At 41.7% G+C, this 17150-nt stretch carries 16 protein-coding genes and 1 other RNA gene; 12 read left to right on the forward strand and 5 right to left on the reverse strand.

What is annotated here, in order from left to right; translation table 11 throughout:
* Positions 1–4 precede the first annotated feature (4 nt).
* Positions 5–1261 carry a 2-oxoglutarate dehydrogenase complex dihydrolipoyllysine-residue succinyltransferase gene (gene odhB / locus ACSLGF_RS09750; protein WP_456004803.1) on the forward strand — a complete coding sequence of 419 codons (1257 nt, stop codon included), beginning with the start codon at positions 5–7 and terminating at the stop codon, positions 1259–1261.
* 34 nt (positions 1262–1295) lie between these two features.
* On the opposite strand, the gene ACSLGF_RS09755 is transcribed toward odhB, so the two are convergent.
* The 4 genes from ACSLGF_RS09755 to ACSLGF_RS09770 all read right to left on the reverse strand — a co-directional run bounded on the left by ACSLGF_RS09755 (position 1296) and on the right by ACSLGF_RS09770 (position 6671).
* Positions 1296–2246 carry a bile acid:sodium symporter family protein gene (locus tag ACSLGF_RS09755; protein WP_230030281.1) on the reverse strand — a complete coding sequence of 317 codons (951 nt, stop codon included), beginning with the start codon at positions 2244–2246 and terminating at the stop codon, positions 1296–1298.
* Positions 2247–2395: 149 nt separating this feature from the next.
* Positions 2396–3217 (reverse strand): superoxide dismutase, encoded by an 822-nt coding sequence (locus tag ACSLGF_RS09760; protein ID WP_456004806.1) that lies wholly within the window; start codon positions 3215–3217, stop codon positions 2396–2398.
* A complete protein-coding gene (locus ACSLGF_RS09765; protein WP_456004808.1) occupies positions 3210–5084 on the reverse strand; it encodes a terpene cyclase/mutase family protein in 1875 nt (624 codons plus the stop codon). Before ACSLGF_RS09765 ends, ACSLGF_RS09760 begins: the two co-directional genes overlap by 8 nt.
* Positions 5085–5186: 102 nt before the next feature.
* Positions 5187–6671, reverse strand: coding sequence for an aldehyde dehydrogenase family protein (locus ACSLGF_RS09770; RefSeq protein ID WP_456004811.1), 1485 nt, complete (start codon positions 6669–6671; stop codon positions 5187–5189).
* 214 nt (positions 6672–6885) lie between these two features.
* Here ACSLGF_RS09770 and ACSLGF_RS09775 point away from each other — a divergent pair, with 214 nt between their 5' ends.
* From ACSLGF_RS09775 to ACSLGF_RS09810, 8 genes are all read left to right on the forward strand, one after another.
* A complete protein-coding gene (locus ACSLGF_RS09775) occupies positions 6886–7098 on the forward strand; it encodes a DUF6501 family protein (protein WP_024422683.1) in 213 nt (70 codons plus the stop codon).
* A 49-nt stretch (positions 7099–7147) separates the two neighbouring features.
* Entirely contained in the window at positions 7148–7285 is a 138-nt protein-coding gene (locus tag ACSLGF_RS09780) for a DUF4025 domain-containing protein (RefSeq protein WP_223251603.1), read from the forward strand.
* Between the two features lie 470 nt (positions 7286–7755).
* Complete coding sequence (locus tag ACSLGF_RS09785) at positions 7756–8097, forward strand: PH domain-containing protein (protein ID WP_008346505.1); 342 nt, start codon at positions 7756–7758, stop codon at positions 8095–8097.
* Positions 8098–8271: 174 nt separating this feature from the next.
* Entirely contained in the window at positions 8272–8919 is a 648-nt protein-coding gene (locus ACSLGF_RS09790) for an SDR family oxidoreductase (protein WP_456004815.1), read from the forward strand.
* 91 nt (positions 8920–9010) lie between these two features.
* Entirely contained in the window at positions 9011–9511 is a 501-nt protein-coding gene (locus ACSLGF_RS09795; RefSeq protein WP_456004817.1) for a TraR/DksA family transcriptional regulator, read from the forward strand.
* Positions 9512–9643: 132 nt separating this feature from the next.
* Positions 9644–9829, forward strand: a non-coding RNA gene (ssrS, locus tag ACSLGF_RS09800) — 6S RNA.
* A gap of 133 nt (positions 9830–9962) precedes the next feature.
* Entirely contained in the window at positions 9963–11744 is a 1782-nt protein-coding gene (gene recQ, locus ACSLGF_RS09805; RefSeq protein WP_456004819.1) for a DNA helicase RecQ, read from the forward strand.
* A 256-nt stretch (positions 11745–12000) separates the two neighbouring features.
* Positions 12001–12783, forward strand: a complete 783-nt coding sequence (locus tag ACSLGF_RS09810; protein WP_456004822.1) for a LysM peptidoglycan-binding domain-containing protein — start codon at positions 12001–12003, stop codon at positions 12781–12783.
* A gap of 151 nt (positions 12784–12934) precedes the next feature.
* Here the strand turns inward: ACSLGF_RS09810 and ACSLGF_RS09815 are convergent, their stop codons facing one another.
* Positions 12935–13441, reverse strand: coding sequence for a GNAT family N-acetyltransferase (locus ACSLGF_RS09815; protein ID WP_456004824.1), 507 nt, complete (start codon positions 13439–13441; stop codon positions 12935–12937).
* Between the two features lie 203 nt (positions 13442–13644).
* On the opposite strand from ACSLGF_RS09815, the gene ACSLGF_RS09820 reads away from it, so the two are divergent.
* The 3 genes from ACSLGF_RS09820 to ACSLGF_RS09830 all read left to right on the forward strand — a co-directional run bounded on the left by ACSLGF_RS09820 (position 13645) and on the right by ACSLGF_RS09830 (position 17136).
* Positions 13645–14184, forward strand: a complete 540-nt coding sequence (locus ACSLGF_RS09820; RefSeq protein WP_456004825.1) for a DUF420 domain-containing protein — start codon at positions 13645–13647, stop codon at positions 14182–14184.
* A gap of 370 nt (positions 14185–14554) precedes the next feature.
* On the forward strand, positions 14555–15697 hold the full coding sequence (mmgD, locus tag ACSLGF_RS09825; protein ID WP_456004827.1) for a citrate synthase: 1143 nt from the start codon (positions 14555–14557) through the stop codon (positions 15695–15697).
* Positions 15698–15699: 2 nt separating this feature from the next.
* Positions 15700–17136, forward strand: coding sequence for a bifunctional 2-methylcitrate dehydratase/aconitate hydratase (locus ACSLGF_RS09830; RefSeq protein ID WP_456004830.1), 1437 nt, complete (start codon positions 15700–15702; stop codon positions 17134–17136).
* Positions 17137–17150 lie beyond the last annotated feature (14 nt).

Genomic DNA, 17150 nt, shown 5'->3' on the forward strand with positions numbered 1-17150 from the left:
AAAAATGGCGGAAATTAAAGTACCTGAATTAGCGGAATCGATCTCGGAAGGAACGATTGCTCAATGGCTAAAGCAGCCGGGCGACTATGTTGAGCAGGGAGAATACCTGTTAGAACTTGAAACAGATAAAGTCAATGTCGAACTGACAGCCGAAGAATCTGGCGTACTCAAAGAAGTACTGAAAGATTCTGGTGACACTGTACAAGTTGGAGAAGTCATCGGAACCATTGCAGCAGGTGAAGCTGGCGGAAGCGAGTCCGCAGCTCCAGCACCTGAGCAAGATTCTGCACCAGCTTCGAAAGAAGAACCGGCAGCTGAACAAAAAGAAGCAGCAGCAAAAGAAGAGCCGAAATCTGGTAATGGCAGAACCATCGCTTCTCCTGCAGCTAGAAAATTAGCAAGAGAGAAGGGGCTAGACTTATCTGAGATTCCAACCGTAGATCCGCTGGGCAGGGTACGAAAGCAGGATGTAGCTTCTTATCAAAAGAATGAAGCACCTGCAAGTGCACCAAAAGCCGCGCCACAAGCAAATGCTGCGGTGCAAAATGATCAAGCAGGAAAACCAGTTGAGCGTGAAAGAATGTCACGCCGCAGACAAACGATTGCAAAACGCTTAGTTGAAGTTCAACAAACGGCTGCAATGCTGACAACATTTAATGAAGTTGATATGACAGCTGTGATGGATTTAAGAAAGCGTCGTAAAGATGCCTTCCTCGAACAAAATGATGTGAAACTTGGCTTCATGTCCTTCTTCACAAAAGCAGTTGTAGCAGCACTGAAGAAATATCCGCTTCTTAATGCAGAAATTCAAGGTGATGAACTTGTCTTGAAGAAATTCTACGACATCGGCATCGCTGTCGCTGCAAATGAAGGACTTGTCGTACCGGTTGTCCGTGATGCAGACAGATTGTCATTTGCCGGGATTGAAAAAGAAATTGGTCATCTTGCGAAAAAAGCAAGAGACAACAAATTGTCTCTTAGTGAGTTACAAGGTGGATCATTCACGATCACAAACGGCGGAACATTTGGTTCTCTGCTTTCGACACCAATTTTAAACAGCCCTCAAGTTGGGATTTTAGGAATGCACAAAATTCAGCTTCGTCCTGTTGCGATTGATGAAGAACGTTTTGAAAACCGTCCAATGATGTATTTAGCTCTTTCTTACGATCACCGTATTGTCGATGGAAAAGAAGCAGTTGGATTCCTCGTCACGATTAAAAACTTGCTTGAAGATCCTGAGCAGCTATTGCTTGAAGGATAATGATCGACATGAAAAGCTGGCACCCGTTAAGGTGCTAGCTTTTTTTCTTTTCGATTTCCTGATTTCCTCGTTTTGACCAATATGTCGCAAGCCAGGATCCAGCTAAATTATGCCACACACTAAAAATCGCACTTGGTACGGCTGCGAGTGGCGAGAAGTGTGCTGTTGCAAGAGCTGCGCCCAGGCCAGAGTTTTGCATGCCTACTTCTATCGAGATGGCTCTTCGAGAAGGAATATCCATTTTGCACCATCTTGCAATGAGGTAACCAAATAAAAGACCGAGACCATTGTGTAAAACGACAACTGCAAAAATAAGCAAGCCAGATTGAAGAATCTGCTCTTTATTTGCACTGACAACCGCTGCAATGATCACCACAATTCCGGCAACAGATACAAGCGGGAGTGCTTGAACGGCATATGTCACTTGTTTTTTAAAAAACAACTGAACGATGACGCCCAAAATAATTGGAATCAGCACAACTTGTACAATCGACAAAAATAGAGCCCCCGGCGATACTGGTAACCAAGATCTTGCAAAGATTAAAATAAAGACAGGGGTCAAAAAGGGGGCAAGGAGCGTCGATATGGTTGTGACGGCTACAGATAATGCCGTATTTCCTTTCGCCAAAAAGGTCATGACATTGGATGCTGTACCACCTGGGCAGCAGCCTACGAGAATAACGCCTACAGCGATTTCAGAAGGCAGCCGTAATCCATAAGCTAACAGAAAGGCAATAAGCGGCATAAGTGTGTACTGCGTCAGAACCCCGATCAGCACATAGAGAGGTTTTCGAAACAGCTCTTTAAAATCTTCAGCAGACAGGGTAAGCCCCATCCCAAACATAATGATACCGAGTAAAAAAGGAATATAAGGTCCAATCTTAGAAAATTCGGCAGGAAAGGCAAACCCAAGACACGCAAATACAATGACCCAAATCGCAAAGGTTCTTCCTGCAAAGTGACTAATGGTTAATAAAATCTTCATTCATTGCGTCAGCTCTCTTTCCTCACATATCTTTCTTATTTTAAATGAATTTTCTGAAAAAACAACCCATTCTTTAGATGAGTTTCAATCATAAAATTATGTAAACTGAAAATACTCCACATAGGCATGTGCCTACATGGAGTAAAGTCTCAAAAAGGTGTCCATTTGACTTGTTGCGCTTGTTTAAATCTTGCTTCTGGCTCACGCCAGTCAACTACATTCCACCACCTATCTACGTATTGCGCCTTTTCATTCCGATATTGAAGGTAGTAGGCATGCTCCCATACATCAAGGGCCAGAAGAGGGATGACATCCCATTGTGATAAAAGCTGATGACGTTCTGCCTGTAAAATCTCTAAACGCTGTGATCGGGGCACCCATACGAGAATAGCCCAGCCAACACCTTCTACTTGTTTGGCAGCTGCTGAAAATTGGGATTTGAATGCGTCATAGCTGTCAAACGAATGCTCAATGAGGCGGAGCATTTGACCAGTGGGCTTTCTTTTTCCTGAAGGACTCATGGAAAACCAAAAGATACAATGTAAATAATGTCCCGCTCCATGAAAGGCAAGCTCACGTTCCCAGTGCTTGATCATCGTAAAATCATTTGTTCTTCTCGCTTTTTTTAACGCAAGCTCAGCTTTGTTCAGACCATCGACATATGATTGATGATGCTTCTGGTGGTGCAAATACATAATCTCTTTTGAAATATAGGGTTCTAGTGCTTCATACCGATAAGGGAGAGGTGGTAATTGGTGACCTCCAGCTGCTACATCTCGCAGTGCTTCAGGCTGGTTCATGTCAACTGCAATACTTTCAGCAAGTTCATACCACTCTTGTTCACTTGAGCGCTCATCATTCATTTTTAACAATAAAATTTCTGCTTTCTGACGGATTTTTTCATCTTGAACCACGTTTTGAAAAGAGCTAAGCCACTCTTTGAGCTGCATTCGATATTCTTCCTTATTCATTGATATGCCCCATTTCTTTTAAAAATGTGGAACAAGCCATCATTGGAAATACAAATGGATAGCTATGATAGGTGATATAAAACTGCTTTGGAAGGCCAATGCCCACTGGATAGTACAAGGCTTCATTCGAATGCTGATGATTCACCAAAAATGAAATGGCTTTTAAAATCGATTTGTCATCTGGCTTCTCATATTGCAAAAGAGCCTCTGCGACCCAAGCAGTTTGAACCACTGTGCCAAATGGGAGCGGGACAAACGTTTTTACCTCTGCACTTTTGCACGATTCTCCGAAGCTGCCATCTTCTAGTTGAATCTGTTTTAAGAAACGGCACGCTTTTTGAACGGCAGGGTGTGAGTAGGGGATGCCCGCAGCTTTAAGTCCTGTTAACGCTGCCCAGGTTCCATAAATATAGCAAACGCCCCATCTGCCAAACCATGATCCGTTTTTCTCTTGATGATCAAAGAGCCATTTTACACATTGATCTTTCTGCCTGAGAATTGATGGAGAAATGTTTTTCTCCTCGAGACCAATAAGATGAAGCACGCGGCCTGTAATATCGGGAGTAGATGGATCAATGGCCGCATCCTCCGCAGATTCGAGCGGGAGATGACGAAGCAAGAAGTGATCTTGATTTTTTTCGAAAGCAGAAAAGCCGCCATCACGGTTTTGCATGGAAAGGAGCCAATCAAAACCTCGTCTCCATTGAACAGGTGCGCATGCTTTAGGAATGGCTTTTAACACAATTTGGGTGTCATCACAATCAGGGTTATTCGTATTGATATCTGAGAAACCAAAGCCCCCCGGAGCGGCATGGCGGTTATGAAACGCCCAATCTGCTTTCTTCATTTGCTGCCGATTTAGCAAGTATGTAAAAGACTTTGTGATAAGGGGCTCTTCTCGTTTTCTGCCTGCTTTTTGAGAAGCATAACTGACAAGCGCAGTATCCCAAACTGTGGATGTAGAATTCTCAGCATACAGCTCGCCTTGACAGGAGCTGACAAGCTTTTTCATGCCTTTCACCGCTTTTTGGATAAGATGATATCCCGGAGAGTACCCAAGGCTCATGAGCGCATAGACCATAAAGATGGTCGCACTTAAGTAGCTGTACAGCGTGCCATCCTTTTCAAGACGGTCAAACATATATCGTTTAGCCGCTTCATACCCGAAAAAGTCCAGCCGGCTGTCTAAGGCTACATATGATCGCATATACGTCAAAAAGTGGTGAGTTGAACGTTCTTCTCTTGCCATGAACCAGTCAAATGGATTTTTAGACATGCTCTCATCAAGGTGTGCTAAGGATGGAAACTTTGCATGAGAGGTATACCGTTTATTCAGTGCAATCATCATCGGCACAAAATGAATTCTTGCATATGCACTAAGATGGTAGAAGTGCAGCGGAAAGTATGTAGGGATGAGTAAAAAAGAAAGTGGTGCATAGAAGTAGGGCCAAGGGTGCATGCCGTTTACGGCGAGCATCCACTTTGTCATAAAATGAACGTTCTTTAAACCACCTTTTGATCGAATATATTGTGCGGCTTTTTCCATATGAGGCTCATCTTGTTGAAACCTGCCTGAAACGAGCATTCCGCAATAACCTTGCACTGTGGCTGTTAAATGCCCCGTTTGATCATGATACAAAGAAAAGGAACCATCCTCATTTTGCTTCGTGCGTATCGCTTCTGCCAATTGACGGATCAATACCTGATCAGGATCGCCGACAGCCTTTAACAGCATAATCAAAAAAGCATTTGTCATCATGGGGCCTTCAAAGCAGAAAACAAAAGCGCCATCTTCTCGTTGTCTGCGTTCTACTTGTTTGTGCAGTTCTTCAATATACTCGTTTACTCTCGTTTTGAAACCTTGCATTTTCGGCCATGCTCCTTTCCTTTACTACTATATTCAGGAGCCTGCTTGTCACATGCAATCACAAAAAAGCCGATGACATGGTCACCGACTTTTTTTACGTCATTAGTCTTGGAGATTAATCCACACACTTTTGACTTCTGTATAGTTGTTAAGGGCGTATGATCCCATTTCTCTACCAAGGCCTGACTGCTTATATCCTCCAAACGGGGAGGCGGCATCAAAGACATTATAGCAGTTGACCCAAATCGTTCCTGCTTCAAGACGTGCAGCAATATCATGGGCATGCTTTAAGTTTTCTGTCCAAAGTCCTGCGGCTAATCCATAGTCAGATTGATTGGCCCGTTCGACCACTTCATCAATGGAATCATAAGGAATTGCGGATAAGACAGGTCCGAAAATTTCTTCCTTAGCGATGGTCATGTCATCTTCTACATCCTTAAAAACAGTAGGAGAGACGAAGTAGCCTGCTTCATAAGGGCAATCACCACCGACAACGGCTGTTGCACCTTCTGATTTCCCTTTTTCGATATAGCCTAATACGCGTTCGTGCTGCTCTTTACTCACAAGAGGTCCGATTTGCGTATCTTGATGGAGACCGGCGCCTTGCTTAAGTGATGTCGCATATTTGGCCATTTGATCGACCACTTCATCGTATTGGCTCCGGTGAACAAAGACCCGTGAACCTGCACAGCATACCTGGCCTTGGTTAAACATGACGCCGTTTAAAGCACCTGGAATGGCTTTCTTTAAATCTGCATCTGGTAAAATAATGTTTGGTGATTTTCCGCCAAGTTCTAATGTGACGCGTTTAATGGATTTAGCGGCTTTCTCCATGATTAATTTCCCAACACTTGTTGATCCTGTGAAGGCTAGCTTGTTGACATCAGGGTGATCGGTAAGTGCATTCCCGGCTGTTTCACCGAATCCAGGAACGATGTTAATCACGCCTTCTGGGAAGCCGGCTTTATCCACTAATTCAGCTAAATAAAGAGCAGAGAGTGGTGTTTGTTCTGCTGGTTTTAAAACGATAGTGCAGCCTGTTGCGAGGGCAGCACCCATTTTCCACATGGCCATCAGCAGCGGGAAGTTCCAAGGAATGATTTGTCCCACAACGCCAACAGGCTCATGGCGGGTATAATTAAAATATCCCTGACTGACAGGAATGGTTTGTCCAGTCATTTTTGTGGTCCAGCCTGCGTAATAGCGCATGTGCTCAATGGCGAGAGGGACATCCGCATTTGTTGTTTCATTAATTGGTTTTCCGTTATCAAGTGTTTCAAGCTGAGCAAGTTCTTCTTGGTTTTCTTCCATTAAATCTGCAAGCTTAAACATAAGCCGAGCGCGTTCAGCGGCAGACATTGAGCGCCAAGGACCATGAAAGGCTTTTTTAGCAGCTTTCACTGCCTCATCAATATCTTTCGCACCTGCTTCATATACATCAATAAGGGTTTCGCCTGTGGCTGGGTTAGGGGTAGAAAAGGTTTTATTATCGTGACTTGTGACAAACTGGCCGTTGATGTAGAGTTTTTTTGTCCCTTGGAGAAAAGATTCGAGTTTTGAACTAATTTGAAGTGTTGTAGAGCTCATAAATAAACAAACCTCCTTAAAGATATGGGTTGTTCTGCGAGTTCTAGGTGAAAAAAGTGGACATGAAGCAATTAAATCTTTATACGCACACGTATGTAAACGTATACACTCATCATATTACACGACATGTTTGAAAGCAATCTATAACACTCATTGCATTTCATGAAAAATTGGCTACAATAAATGTATAGATGAAAAAAGGAGTTTTTATATCATGATCCATCAAAACTGGCAAACGGCTCAAACGTTAAAACAAGTAAAATGTGTACATACGAATGCGAAAAAATATATGGTCGACCGGGCATTAACGGTTGGAAGCACATATGAAGTGAAAAATGAAACAGAAGAATTTCTCTTCGTTGTTGATAATACGGGTAAAGTAGGCGGGTATTACAAGGAGTATTTCGAAGATATTTCTGCTGAATGATTTTGAGAATCATCGCTCATACTAAGAAAAATAGTAAAGGGTGATGATGATGAAAAAGCAGCAAACAGACGAGCAGAAAAACCAACATGCTTGGCACGATAACGAGGATGCTGATATGGCGATTACGCTTGAACAGATTTCTGATGTGTATGCCGAGGGAACCATTGATACACCAAAAGATGAATAGCCATCTAAAACAGTGATTTTAGACAATCACTGTCAGGCTGTCGAGAAAATCTCGACAGTTTTTTTGAAGGTCTAGATACACCGTATATTGAATGTAACGAAAGCAAAAAACACCATATATCGTTTCGTGAACAGTTGAAAAGACAAAAATGAGGGCTTTGTTGACACCTTGTCTTGAAAACCCCCACTTTCTCTTTAATCTGGCAGTGATTTTAGACAATCACTGTTTTTTTATGGCATGATTAAGCATTTTTTCTAGCAAAAACCTGAAACTTTTTTCCTGCTTTAACAGTCTAAATAAGTAGAGGAAAGAGTATCGGATCAAAAAGAAAAAGTTAAATGAAATTTAATCTATTCGTAATGGAATAACAACCATTTATAGCGTATTCTATAAGTGAGAATAAAACGTACCCACAGAGCCGTGTGGCCGTTTTGTCATAAAGGAATTTGATGCAGGAAGAGGGGGTTTACGTGGGTATTTTTTCTGTCAGTAAACAAAATGATCATAAAAAATTCGAATCCTTATTGATTGAAGGGGAAAGAATTGAGGCTGTTTACAGACTGCGTCACGACCAAATTTGTTTCACCAATAAACGACTGATCTTTGGCGATAACCGCGTATTTTCTAAGAAGAAAGTCAGGGTCTCCTTGCCGTATCGATCAATTGAAAGTTTTGCCATTCAAGAAGCTGGCGTGTTTGATCAGGACACAGGTATGCTGCTCGTCACAAGCTCAAAAGTATTTGAACTCGATTTTTCTAAAGATACAGATTTGAGTGATGTGCAAGCCATTTTAACAAAACATCTTTGCTGATCAACGTTGCGATTACATAGATCACATGCACTTTTCTCATTCTACTTATTTTAATAGATCGTACATTGCCTGAGCCCTTTCCGATATTTGATGGGAAGGGCTTTTTTTGTTTAGGTGTTTGAATGATAGCAAAAAAGGATAAAGATGAAACAGACACAGAAAGGAGAATGAACAATGAAAGTATTAGTTGCTGGAGCAAATGGACATACAGGCAGGCTCGTCATTCGTTATTTAAAAGAAAAAGGACATGAGCCGCTTGCTCTCATTCGAGATGAAAAACAAGCGGATGCGCTAAAAGAACTTGGTGCAACGCCTGTCATCGGTGATCTTGAAAAGGATGTGACATCTGCTGTGAAACAAGCGGAAGCTGTCATCTTTGCAGCAGGTTCAGGCTCAAAAACAGGTGCAGATAAGACCATTGCGGTGGATCAAGAAGGTGCCAAACGCCTCGTTGATACAGCCAAAAAAGAAAACATTCAGCATTTTGTTATGCTGAGTTCCTATAATGCTGATGACCCTAACCAAGGAAAAGGGCAAGGAAGTATGGAAATTTATTATGAAGCGAAAAGAAAAGCAGATGAACATTTAAAACAGTCTGGCCTTTCCTATACCATTGTCCGTCCAGGTGCCTTGCTGCATGAGGAAAAGACAGGAAAAATCGAAGCTGCCGCGCATATCCCAGATGATCAAAACATTGAGATCTCAAGAGAAGATGTAGCCATTGTTCTTGTGGAAAGCTTAACAGAATCCAATGTGAAAAATAAGTCCTTTGACTTAATTAAAGGGGACAAACCAGTAGAAGAAGCACTTCGCACGCTTTAAAAGGAAAAAGCTGCTGCCAAAGAGGCGGTAGCTTTTTTGATGTTTTTATTTACCTTGCAGCGGGAAGGTAATGAGAAAGGAGTGATTGACCGTGGGCTTAACGAAAGAACAAAAAGCTGATTTATACGGAAGACTGATTCAATTAAAAGAGGATGTGAAAGGATCAAAAAAGAAAGAAGAATCCCTGCTGGTGGAATCAAATGAGATTTCAAATGGTGTTGGGAATCACATCGCTGATCATGGGAGCATCTATTTAGACCGCATGACAGAACAAACGCTGGATCAAGTCGATGGTCAGCTTGAAGGTGAAATTGATGCAGCACTGAAACGAATGGAAGACGGGACATATGGTATATGTGAGAAAACAGGAAAAGACATTCTATACGAACGGTTAAAAGCAGTCCCATATACACGTTATTCAATCGATGCAAAGAAGAACGAAGAACCCAATCAAGATCCGAATGAGTTTGATCGGTCGTTTTCCGATCAAATGCGTGATTTAACAAATAGAGAAACAATGGATCAGATGCATTCAGAAACGTATGAAAGATTAGAGGAAGGACAAGATGTTGATTTAGATGAGGAAAAATAGGAAGATAAGAAGAAGTTAAATTTTTTCAGAATAATTTTTTCTTGTATACGCAAGCACAAATGTCTTGTATACATGAGTATTTAATAGAAAAAAGATCTCTTGAAATTTAATAAACTTTCGTGTAGTATAGTTTAAAGGCTGCGATGTGCGTAATGTTAATTAAGTTTTAACCTTTAAGCTGTAATAGGGAGTTTTATATTGAAGCCGGAATGTCATGCCTCCTTAGAGAGGAAGACAGGAACGTTTCTGCAAACACCCACTTTGAGGAGTGGTGGTTTAAAACTTTCTTACTTAGATTACGGCATCCGCAGCTTTTCCTAGGATGATTCAAGCCATTTTCCATTTTGGAAAATGGCTTTTTATTTTGTGAAAAGACGAAATTCAACAGACGGCATGTAGATGCATGAATGTATGTTAAAATAGACAAAACAAATGACGGAGAGGGAATTGGATGTTAGAACAAGCAGAAGCACTTCTTAAACAATACTATGGCTTCGACGCCTTTAGGCAGGGACAGAAACAGGCCATTGAATCGATTGTGAACAAACAGAAGGATACCGTCTGCATCATGCCGACAGGCGGGGGGAAATCGGTTTGCTACCAGATTCCTGCCCTTATGATGGAAGGAACGACGATCGTTGTTTCTCCGCTCATTTCTTTAATGAAAGATCAGGTCGATGCGTTAAACGAGATGGGGATACGATCGTCCTTTTTAAACAGCACACTGTCAGCAGGCGAAATGAATGAAAGGCTGAAAAAATGCGAAAATGGGGAATATGAGCTGCTTTATATCACGCCTGAACGCTTACAAAATGAGCGCTTCTTTCAGCTGCTTAATCGGTTGACGATCCCCTTCATCGCTATTGATGAAGCGCACTGTATATCTGAGTGGGGACATGACTTTAGGCCAAGCTATCGCTATATTCAAGAATGCTTAAACAAACTGTCAAAAAGGCCAGTGATTATCGCATTAACAGCTACGGCCACGAAGAAGGTCCACCAAGATATATGTGAACAGCTTGGCATGAACGAGCAAGAAACCATCTTTACTGGGTTTGCTAGAGAAAATTTGTCTTTTCAAGTGATCAAAGGAGAAAATAGTGACCGTTTTATCACACAATATATGAAGAAAAACAGCCGTGAGTCTGGCATTATTTATACAGCTACAAGAAAAGAAGCAGATAACATTTACAATCGCCTAAAAAAACAAAAGATCAAAGCTGGTGTTTATCACGGTGGATTAGATGACGATGTGAGGGAAGAGCAGCAAAACCTTTTTTTAAATGATCACATCCAGGTGATGGTCGCCACGTCTGCATTTGGCATGGGGATCAATAAGTCGAATGTACGTTTTGTGATTCATCATCAAATTCCAAGAGATATTGAAAGTTATTATCAAGAAGCTGGGCGCGCCGGCAGAGATGGTCTTGAAAGTGAATGTATTTTACTGTTTTCACCCCAAGGCGTACGAGTGCAGCGTTTTCTCATTGAACAGTCGACAGAAGATGAAGTGCGCTATCAGCATGAACTGCTTAAACTAAGACAAATGGTGGATTACTGTCATACCGAGCAGTGTCTACAGCAATTTGTCATGGACTACTTTGATCAATCAACAAGCGCCCCTTGCCAAAAATGCGGCAATTGCCTAGACGAGAGAGAGCGTGAAGAGGTTACAAGAGAAGCGCAAATGGTTTTATCGTGTACGGTTAGAATGAACGAACGATTCGGAAAAATGATGATTGCCCAAGTACTAGCGGGCTCTAAAAACAAAAAAGTACTTGACCTTGGTTTCGACCGGCTTCCTACATATGCTTTAATGAAACAACATTCAGCCCAGCAAATCAGTGACTTCATCGAATTTTTAATTACAGAAGAGTATTTGCACATGTCTGAAGGGGCTTATCCAACGCTAAAGGTGACACATAAAGGAAAGAAAGTGTTAGTAGGACAAGAAGCTGTATATAAAAAGCAGGCGATCAAAGCAGAGGCCATTCAAGAAAACGACGCATTATTTGAGCAATTGAGAGCGGTGAGAATGAAGTTAGCGAGAGAGCAGGGCGTTCCGCCATTTGTTGTATTTTCTGATCAAACTTTGAAGGAAATGTCAGCAGTGGAGCCTAAAACGGAAGAAGAACTTCTCAATATTAAGGGTATCGGAGCTCAAAAAAGAGAGAAATACGGGGATGTTTTTTTAGAAGAAATTCGTTTATTTATCGAAAAAGAGAAAAAATAAAGAGTTTGAAGAAGAAAAATAAATTTTTTTCGCTGCGATTGGACACGTTTTCATCAGAGCGTTTTCTATCCTTTCAAAACCTTGATATGGTGCGGAATCGAGCCATTTTGTGGTCTGATTTACCAATGGAGAGAGATGTTTCATGTAAAGGAACTGTAATCTAAAACATATCGTTTTGTTATTGAAATGACATTTACATATGTTACGATAGCACTCGTTAGCCGCCATAAAAAGCTAACAAGGGAGGATTTACTTTATGAAGAAGACTATTATGTCCTTGGTTGCTGTTGCAGCAATCTCAACAACAGCATTTGGAGCGCAGCAAGCTTCTGCAAAGGAAATCACTGTACAGAAAGGTGATACACTTTGGGGAATCTCTCAAAAAAATGATGTGTCTCTAAAGGATCTAAAGGGTTGGAACAATTTATCCACAGACATGATCTATGTAGGTGATAAATTGACAATCTCTTCAAAAGAGAAAACTCAGGAGCAGTACAAAGTCCAGAAGGGGGACAGCCTCTGGAAAATCGCTCGAAAATTCAATGTGTCAATTAGCGATCTTAAGTCTTTGAATAACTTAAACTCAGATATAATTATGATTGGTTCAACACTAAGTGTTGCTGGTCAAAGCTCAGCTCAGGTAAGCTCAGAGCCTGTTCGAAAACAGGCACCTGTCCAAAAAGAGCAAACAACGAAAAAAGCTGCTCCTAAAAAGGAAACAGCTAAAGCAGCATCATCTTCTGCTAGTCAAAAAGAAATGACTGTAACAGCTACGGCTTATACAGCAAATGATGGTGGCATCTCAGGTATCACTGCAACAGGGGTAAACTTAAACAAAAACCCGAATGCAAAAGTCATTGCAGTAGACCCTAATGTCATTCCATTAGGAAGTAAGGTTTATGTTGAAGGCTACGGTGAAGCCATCGCAGCAGATACTGGCGGCGCAATTAAAGGTAACAAAATCGATGTACATGTACCAAGCAAATCCCAAGCAAAAAATTGGGGCGTAAAATCAGTCAAAGTGAAAGTACTTAACTAGTAGTCTATTGTTTTTTGGAAGAAAGCATCAGGTGGCGGCCTGATGCTTTTATTATACCCTTTTTTTGGTCAAAATACACATATTTTTCTGAAAAATTTGCATTTTCGACAAAAACCAGCGTTTATGATGAGAGATACGCTGGTTTTTGTCGTTAGCTGTCCACCCAATAAATTCCTCCGCTTTGTTCTTTCCAATTGATTTGGACTTCAAAATGGTGTTTTTCATAAAAATGAATCAAGCGGTCCACATGATTCCAGTCTCTTTTAACGAGATCACCAGTAATCACTGGAATGTTCTGTTCTCTTGCGATTTCTTTTAAATGCTTCATACATATTGAGCCGTAACCATTGTCTGGCGGGCCTTTAATATCGGCAATATGAATCTTTCCTTCTTCAGGATATTCCGCAATTAAGGAAAAATCAGATTGTCCGCGAAAAGCTTTTTCACAATCGCTTAACATGATTTTACAAGTATCAGCACTTTCAATGGCAGAGACGATCATCCACTCATCTTCTTTGGCTTGATCAATTCCAATGATCTTTGCTTTTTTCGAAATATCTTTCATATTTTCTTGCATTCGATACATTTGGAACTGCAATTGCTGTAATTCTTTCTCTAACGTCTTCACATTTTTGGTTGTTTCCTGTAAGATTGACAAGTCCATTGCTCCTTTCCTATAAGAGATCATAAAAACCACACAAATTCCCATTCTAAAGGAATTGGATGGATCTTTCAAGCTGCTAGAATGCGGGCAATCGGCAAGTTTGTCTAAAATTCGACGAAGATAGCGAATTCATTGACTTTATAGAGAAAGTTAAATAACATACTCTTAGTCGGAACTAAAAAGAGAGGTTTTCAAACATGAAAGAACAGAATCAAAAACCGAAAAATTTTACCGGCATTGTTATTTTCTTAACAATTGCCATAAACGGATTAATTGCTTTATTATTTTTCATGCCAAAAACAGATAAATTTAGTCATCTGGATATTACATTTCTGCCGCTACTCAATGCCGTGATGAATAGCTTTACGTTTATCTTTTTACTTTCAGCGCTCATCATGATTAAACAAAAGAACATTAAAGCGCATAGACGATTTATCTTTGCCGCTTTTTCAACAACACTTGTCTTCTTAATTTCGTATGTGACGTATCATTCAATGACAGCTGATACACACTTTGGGGGAGAAGGGATTATTCGCCCGATCTACTTCTTTATTTTAATCACACATATCGTGTTATCTGCCGTCATTGTACCGCTTGCACTGATTACACTATTTAGAGGCGCACAGATGCAAGTCGAGCGTCACCGTAAAATTGCCCGATGGACAATGCCGCTTTGGCTCTATGTCAGTCTAACTGGCGTCATTGTGTATATCATGATTTCACCTTACTACAGCTAACGTATGTCCAACTGGACATACGTTAGACTGTTGACAAAGGGCTAAAATGATCTTTATTTTAGCCCTTTGTCTTCTTTTTTTCAGCGTGATAGAAAACCTTTGAAGTCTAGGAAGGACGAGTACCGGAGCGGAGCGAATGTGACATTCGTGAGCACCGGCACGCAGGACTGACACAGAATGCGAGGGTTTGTCTACACGCTGACGTATGTCCAACTGGACATACGTTCTTTTATTTACAAGATGAAGCGCTTTGGATAAAATGGGAATTGGGTATCCGGCTTGCACGGTATCTTCCCATCGATAGAATCACATCATTTCTGGCCGTTTGCTCGTTTGGAGAACAACAATTGAACGAAACGGGGGTTATATGATGACTGAACAATTGCAGTATAAACCGGGGCTTGAAGACATTGTGGCAAGCGAAACGTCCATTTCATACTTAGATGTGAAGCAAGAAGAAATTGTCATTCGCGGTTATGACCTCATCGAGTTGGCACAAAACAAGACATACTTAGAAACAGCCTATCTGCTCATTTATGGAAGATTACCAGATGCTATGGAACATCACCAATTTCAGCAACACATTTCCTCACAAACAAACTTACATCCAACCATTCAAACCATTTTGACAAAGCTGCCAAAAACCACTCACCCCATGGATGCCATGAGAACTTGCTTATCTGCTCTTGCAGGGTACGATGAAGCATTACATGATCGATCAGAAGCGTGCCAACAAGCGCGTGCAGTTCGATTACTAGGCCAGCTGCCAGCCATTGTTGCTGGAAGCTATCACATTCTCGCAAAAGATGCCACTATTTCTCCAGATCAGACCAAATCCTATACTGAAACCTTTTTAGCCATGTTAACTGGCCGGACTCCAACAGAAGACGAAATTACCGCTTTTGACCAAACGCTCACGCTTTATAGCGAACATGAGCTGCCAAATTCAACATTTGCTGCCAGAGTCATTGCATCTACTCATTCTGACATGTATGGCGCTTTTACTGGAGCGATCTCCTCATTAAAAGGTGACCTACACGGAGGAGCGAATGAAGCAGTCATGCACATGTTACTCGAAGGGAAAACAACAGAAGGTTTCCTTGCGCTCATTGAACGAAAATTAGCCGCAAAAGAAAAAATGATGGGCTTTGGCCACAGGGTATACATGAGAAAAATGGACCCGAGAGCCGCTCTTTTAAAACGATCGTTGAAAACGCTTACGGAGTCAAAGGGAGATACGACGCTGTATGACATGTGTGTAGCAGGTGAGGCATACATGAAAGAGAAGAAAAACCTCTATCCGAACCTTGATTATTACGCAGCGCCTATTTATTACGTGCTTGGGATTCCTATCTCCCTTTACACACCGATTTTCTTTGCGGCAAGAGCAAGCGGATTAGCTGCCCATGTCATTGAACAGCATTTGCATAATCGTATTTTTAGACCGAGAGTCCGATATTTAGGGCCAAGAGGATTAAAAGTCTCAAATGATGATGGAAAAACGGAGGAATGAACATGAATAAAACAGCAGTAGCCAATCAAACAGATCAGCTATTAGAAGAAATCGCAGCCTATGCAGTGGACGGAGAAATTACGAGCAAAGAGGCAATTGAAACAGCACGGTATGTGCTCATGGACACTCTCGGCTGCGGAATGCTGGCGCTCCATTTTCCGGAATGCACGAAGCACCTCGGGCCGATTGTACCTGGAACAGTTGTGCCTAACGGAGCAAGGGTGCCTGGCACTTCGTTTGTGTTAGATCCAGTCCAAGCGGCTTTTGATATAGGATGTATGATTCGCTGGTTAGATTATAATGACACGTGGCTTGCACAGGAGTGGGGCCATCCGTCTGATAACCTAGGCGGGATATTAGCTGTAAGTGATTATATCAGCAGAACGCGGCTTGCAAACGGAGAAGAACCGCTCACGATGAATGACGTACTGCATGCGATTGTAAAGGCACATGAAATACAAGGTGTGCTTGCTTTAGAAAATTGTCTGAATCGAAATGGCTTGGATCATGTTTTATTTGTCAAGGTGGCAACAAGTGCCGTCGTTTGTGCGATGCTTGGCGGAACGAAGGAGGAAGTGCAGCATGTTTTATCGCAAGCCTTTGTTGACAACTCTCCGCTTAGAACGTACCGCCACGCCCCGAACACAGGATCAAGGAAATCGTGGGCAGCAGGAGATGCAACAAGCCGCGGGGTGAGACTGGCGATGATGACGCTGAAAGGGGAAATGGGCTATCAAACGCCGCTCAGTGCAGAGAAGTGGGGATTTGAAGATGTTCTCATGAAAGGAAAACCACTCACACTCGCTCAGCCGCTTGGATCATACGTCATAGAAAATGTGCTTTTCAAAATTGCTTATCCTGCTGAATTTCATGCGCAGACTGCTGCAGAGGCTGCTGTGATGCTGCACGACGCTGTGAAAGATCGATTAGATGAGATTGACCGGGTGGAAATTATGACACATGAGTCAGCGATTCGAATTATTGACAAGAAAGGGCCGCTATACAATCCAGCAGACCGCGATCACTGCTTGCAATATATTACCGCCATTGGGCTGATCTATGGTGAGCTGACAGCTGATCATTATGAAGAAGAAACTGCGCAAAATCCGGTCATTGATCGTTTACGGGATCAAATGGTTGTGAAGGAAGATAAACGTTATACAGCTGACTATTTAGATCCGAAAAAGAGATCGATTGCAAACTGTGTTCAAATTTTCTTTAAAGACGGAACGATGACAGACCGAATCGAAATTGAATATCCGCTAGGTCATCGCAGAAGAAGACAGGAAGGCATTCCGCTGCTTGAAAAGAAATGGGTCTATCATTTGAAGACAAGATTTCCACAAAAACAAGTCGATCAAATTGTGTCACTTTGTCAAAATCCAAATCAATTAAAAACAACGACAGTACCAGCATTTATGGACCTATTCGTCATATAAAAGGGGGAACTAGC

The organism is Bacillus sp. A015, from assembly GCF_053851875.1.

Coding starts and splice junctions, on each gene's coding strand:
- ACSLGF_RS09820 (WP_456004825.1), top strand. CDS start 13,645: ATGAAAGAACAGAATCAAAAACCGAAAAATTTTACCGGCATTGTTATT.
- ACSLGF_RS09770 (WP_456004811.1), bottom strand. CDS start 6,671: ATGAGCTCTACAACACTTCAAATTAGTTCAAAACTCGAATCTTTTCTC.
- ACSLGF_RS09760 (WP_456004806.1), bottom strand. CDS start 3,217: ATGAATAAGGAAGAATATCGAATGCAGCTCAAAGAGTGGCTTAGCTCT.
- ACSLGF_RS09790 (WP_456004815.1), top strand. CDS start 8,272: ATGAAAGTATTAGTTGCTGGAGCAAATGGACATACAGGCAGGCTCGTC.
- ACSLGF_RS09810 (WP_456004822.1), top strand. CDS start 12,001: ATGAAGAAGACTATTATGTCCTTGGTTGCTGTTGCAGCAATCTCAACA.
- ACSLGF_RS09755 (WP_230030281.1), bottom strand. CDS start 2,246: ATGAAGATTTTATTAACCATTAGTCACTTTGCAGGAAGAACCTTTGCG.
- ACSLGF_RS09830 (WP_456004830.1), top strand. CDS start 15,700: ATGAATAAAACAGCAGTAGCCAATCAAACAGATCAGCTATTAGAAGAA.
- recQ (WP_456004819.1), top strand. CDS start 9,963: ATGTTAGAACAAGCAGAAGCACTTCTTAAACAATACTATGGCTTCGAC.
- ACSLGF_RS09780 (WP_223251603.1), top strand. CDS start 7,148: ATGAAAAAGCAGCAAACAGACGAGCAGAAAAACCAACATGCTTGGCAC.
- mmgD (WP_456004827.1), top strand. CDS start 14,555: ATGACTGAACAATTGCAGTATAAACCGGGGCTTGAAGACATTGTGGCA.
- ACSLGF_RS09775 (WP_024422683.1), top strand. CDS start 6,886: ATGATCCATCAAAACTGGCAAACGGCTCAAACGTTAAAACAAGTAAAA.
- ACSLGF_RS09765 (WP_456004808.1), bottom strand. CDS start 5,084: ATGCAAGGTTTCAAAACGAGAGTAAACGAGTATATTGAAGAACTGCAC.
- odhB (WP_456004803.1), top strand. CDS start 5: ATGGCGGAAATTAAAGTACCTGAATTAGCGGAATCGATCTCGGAAGGA.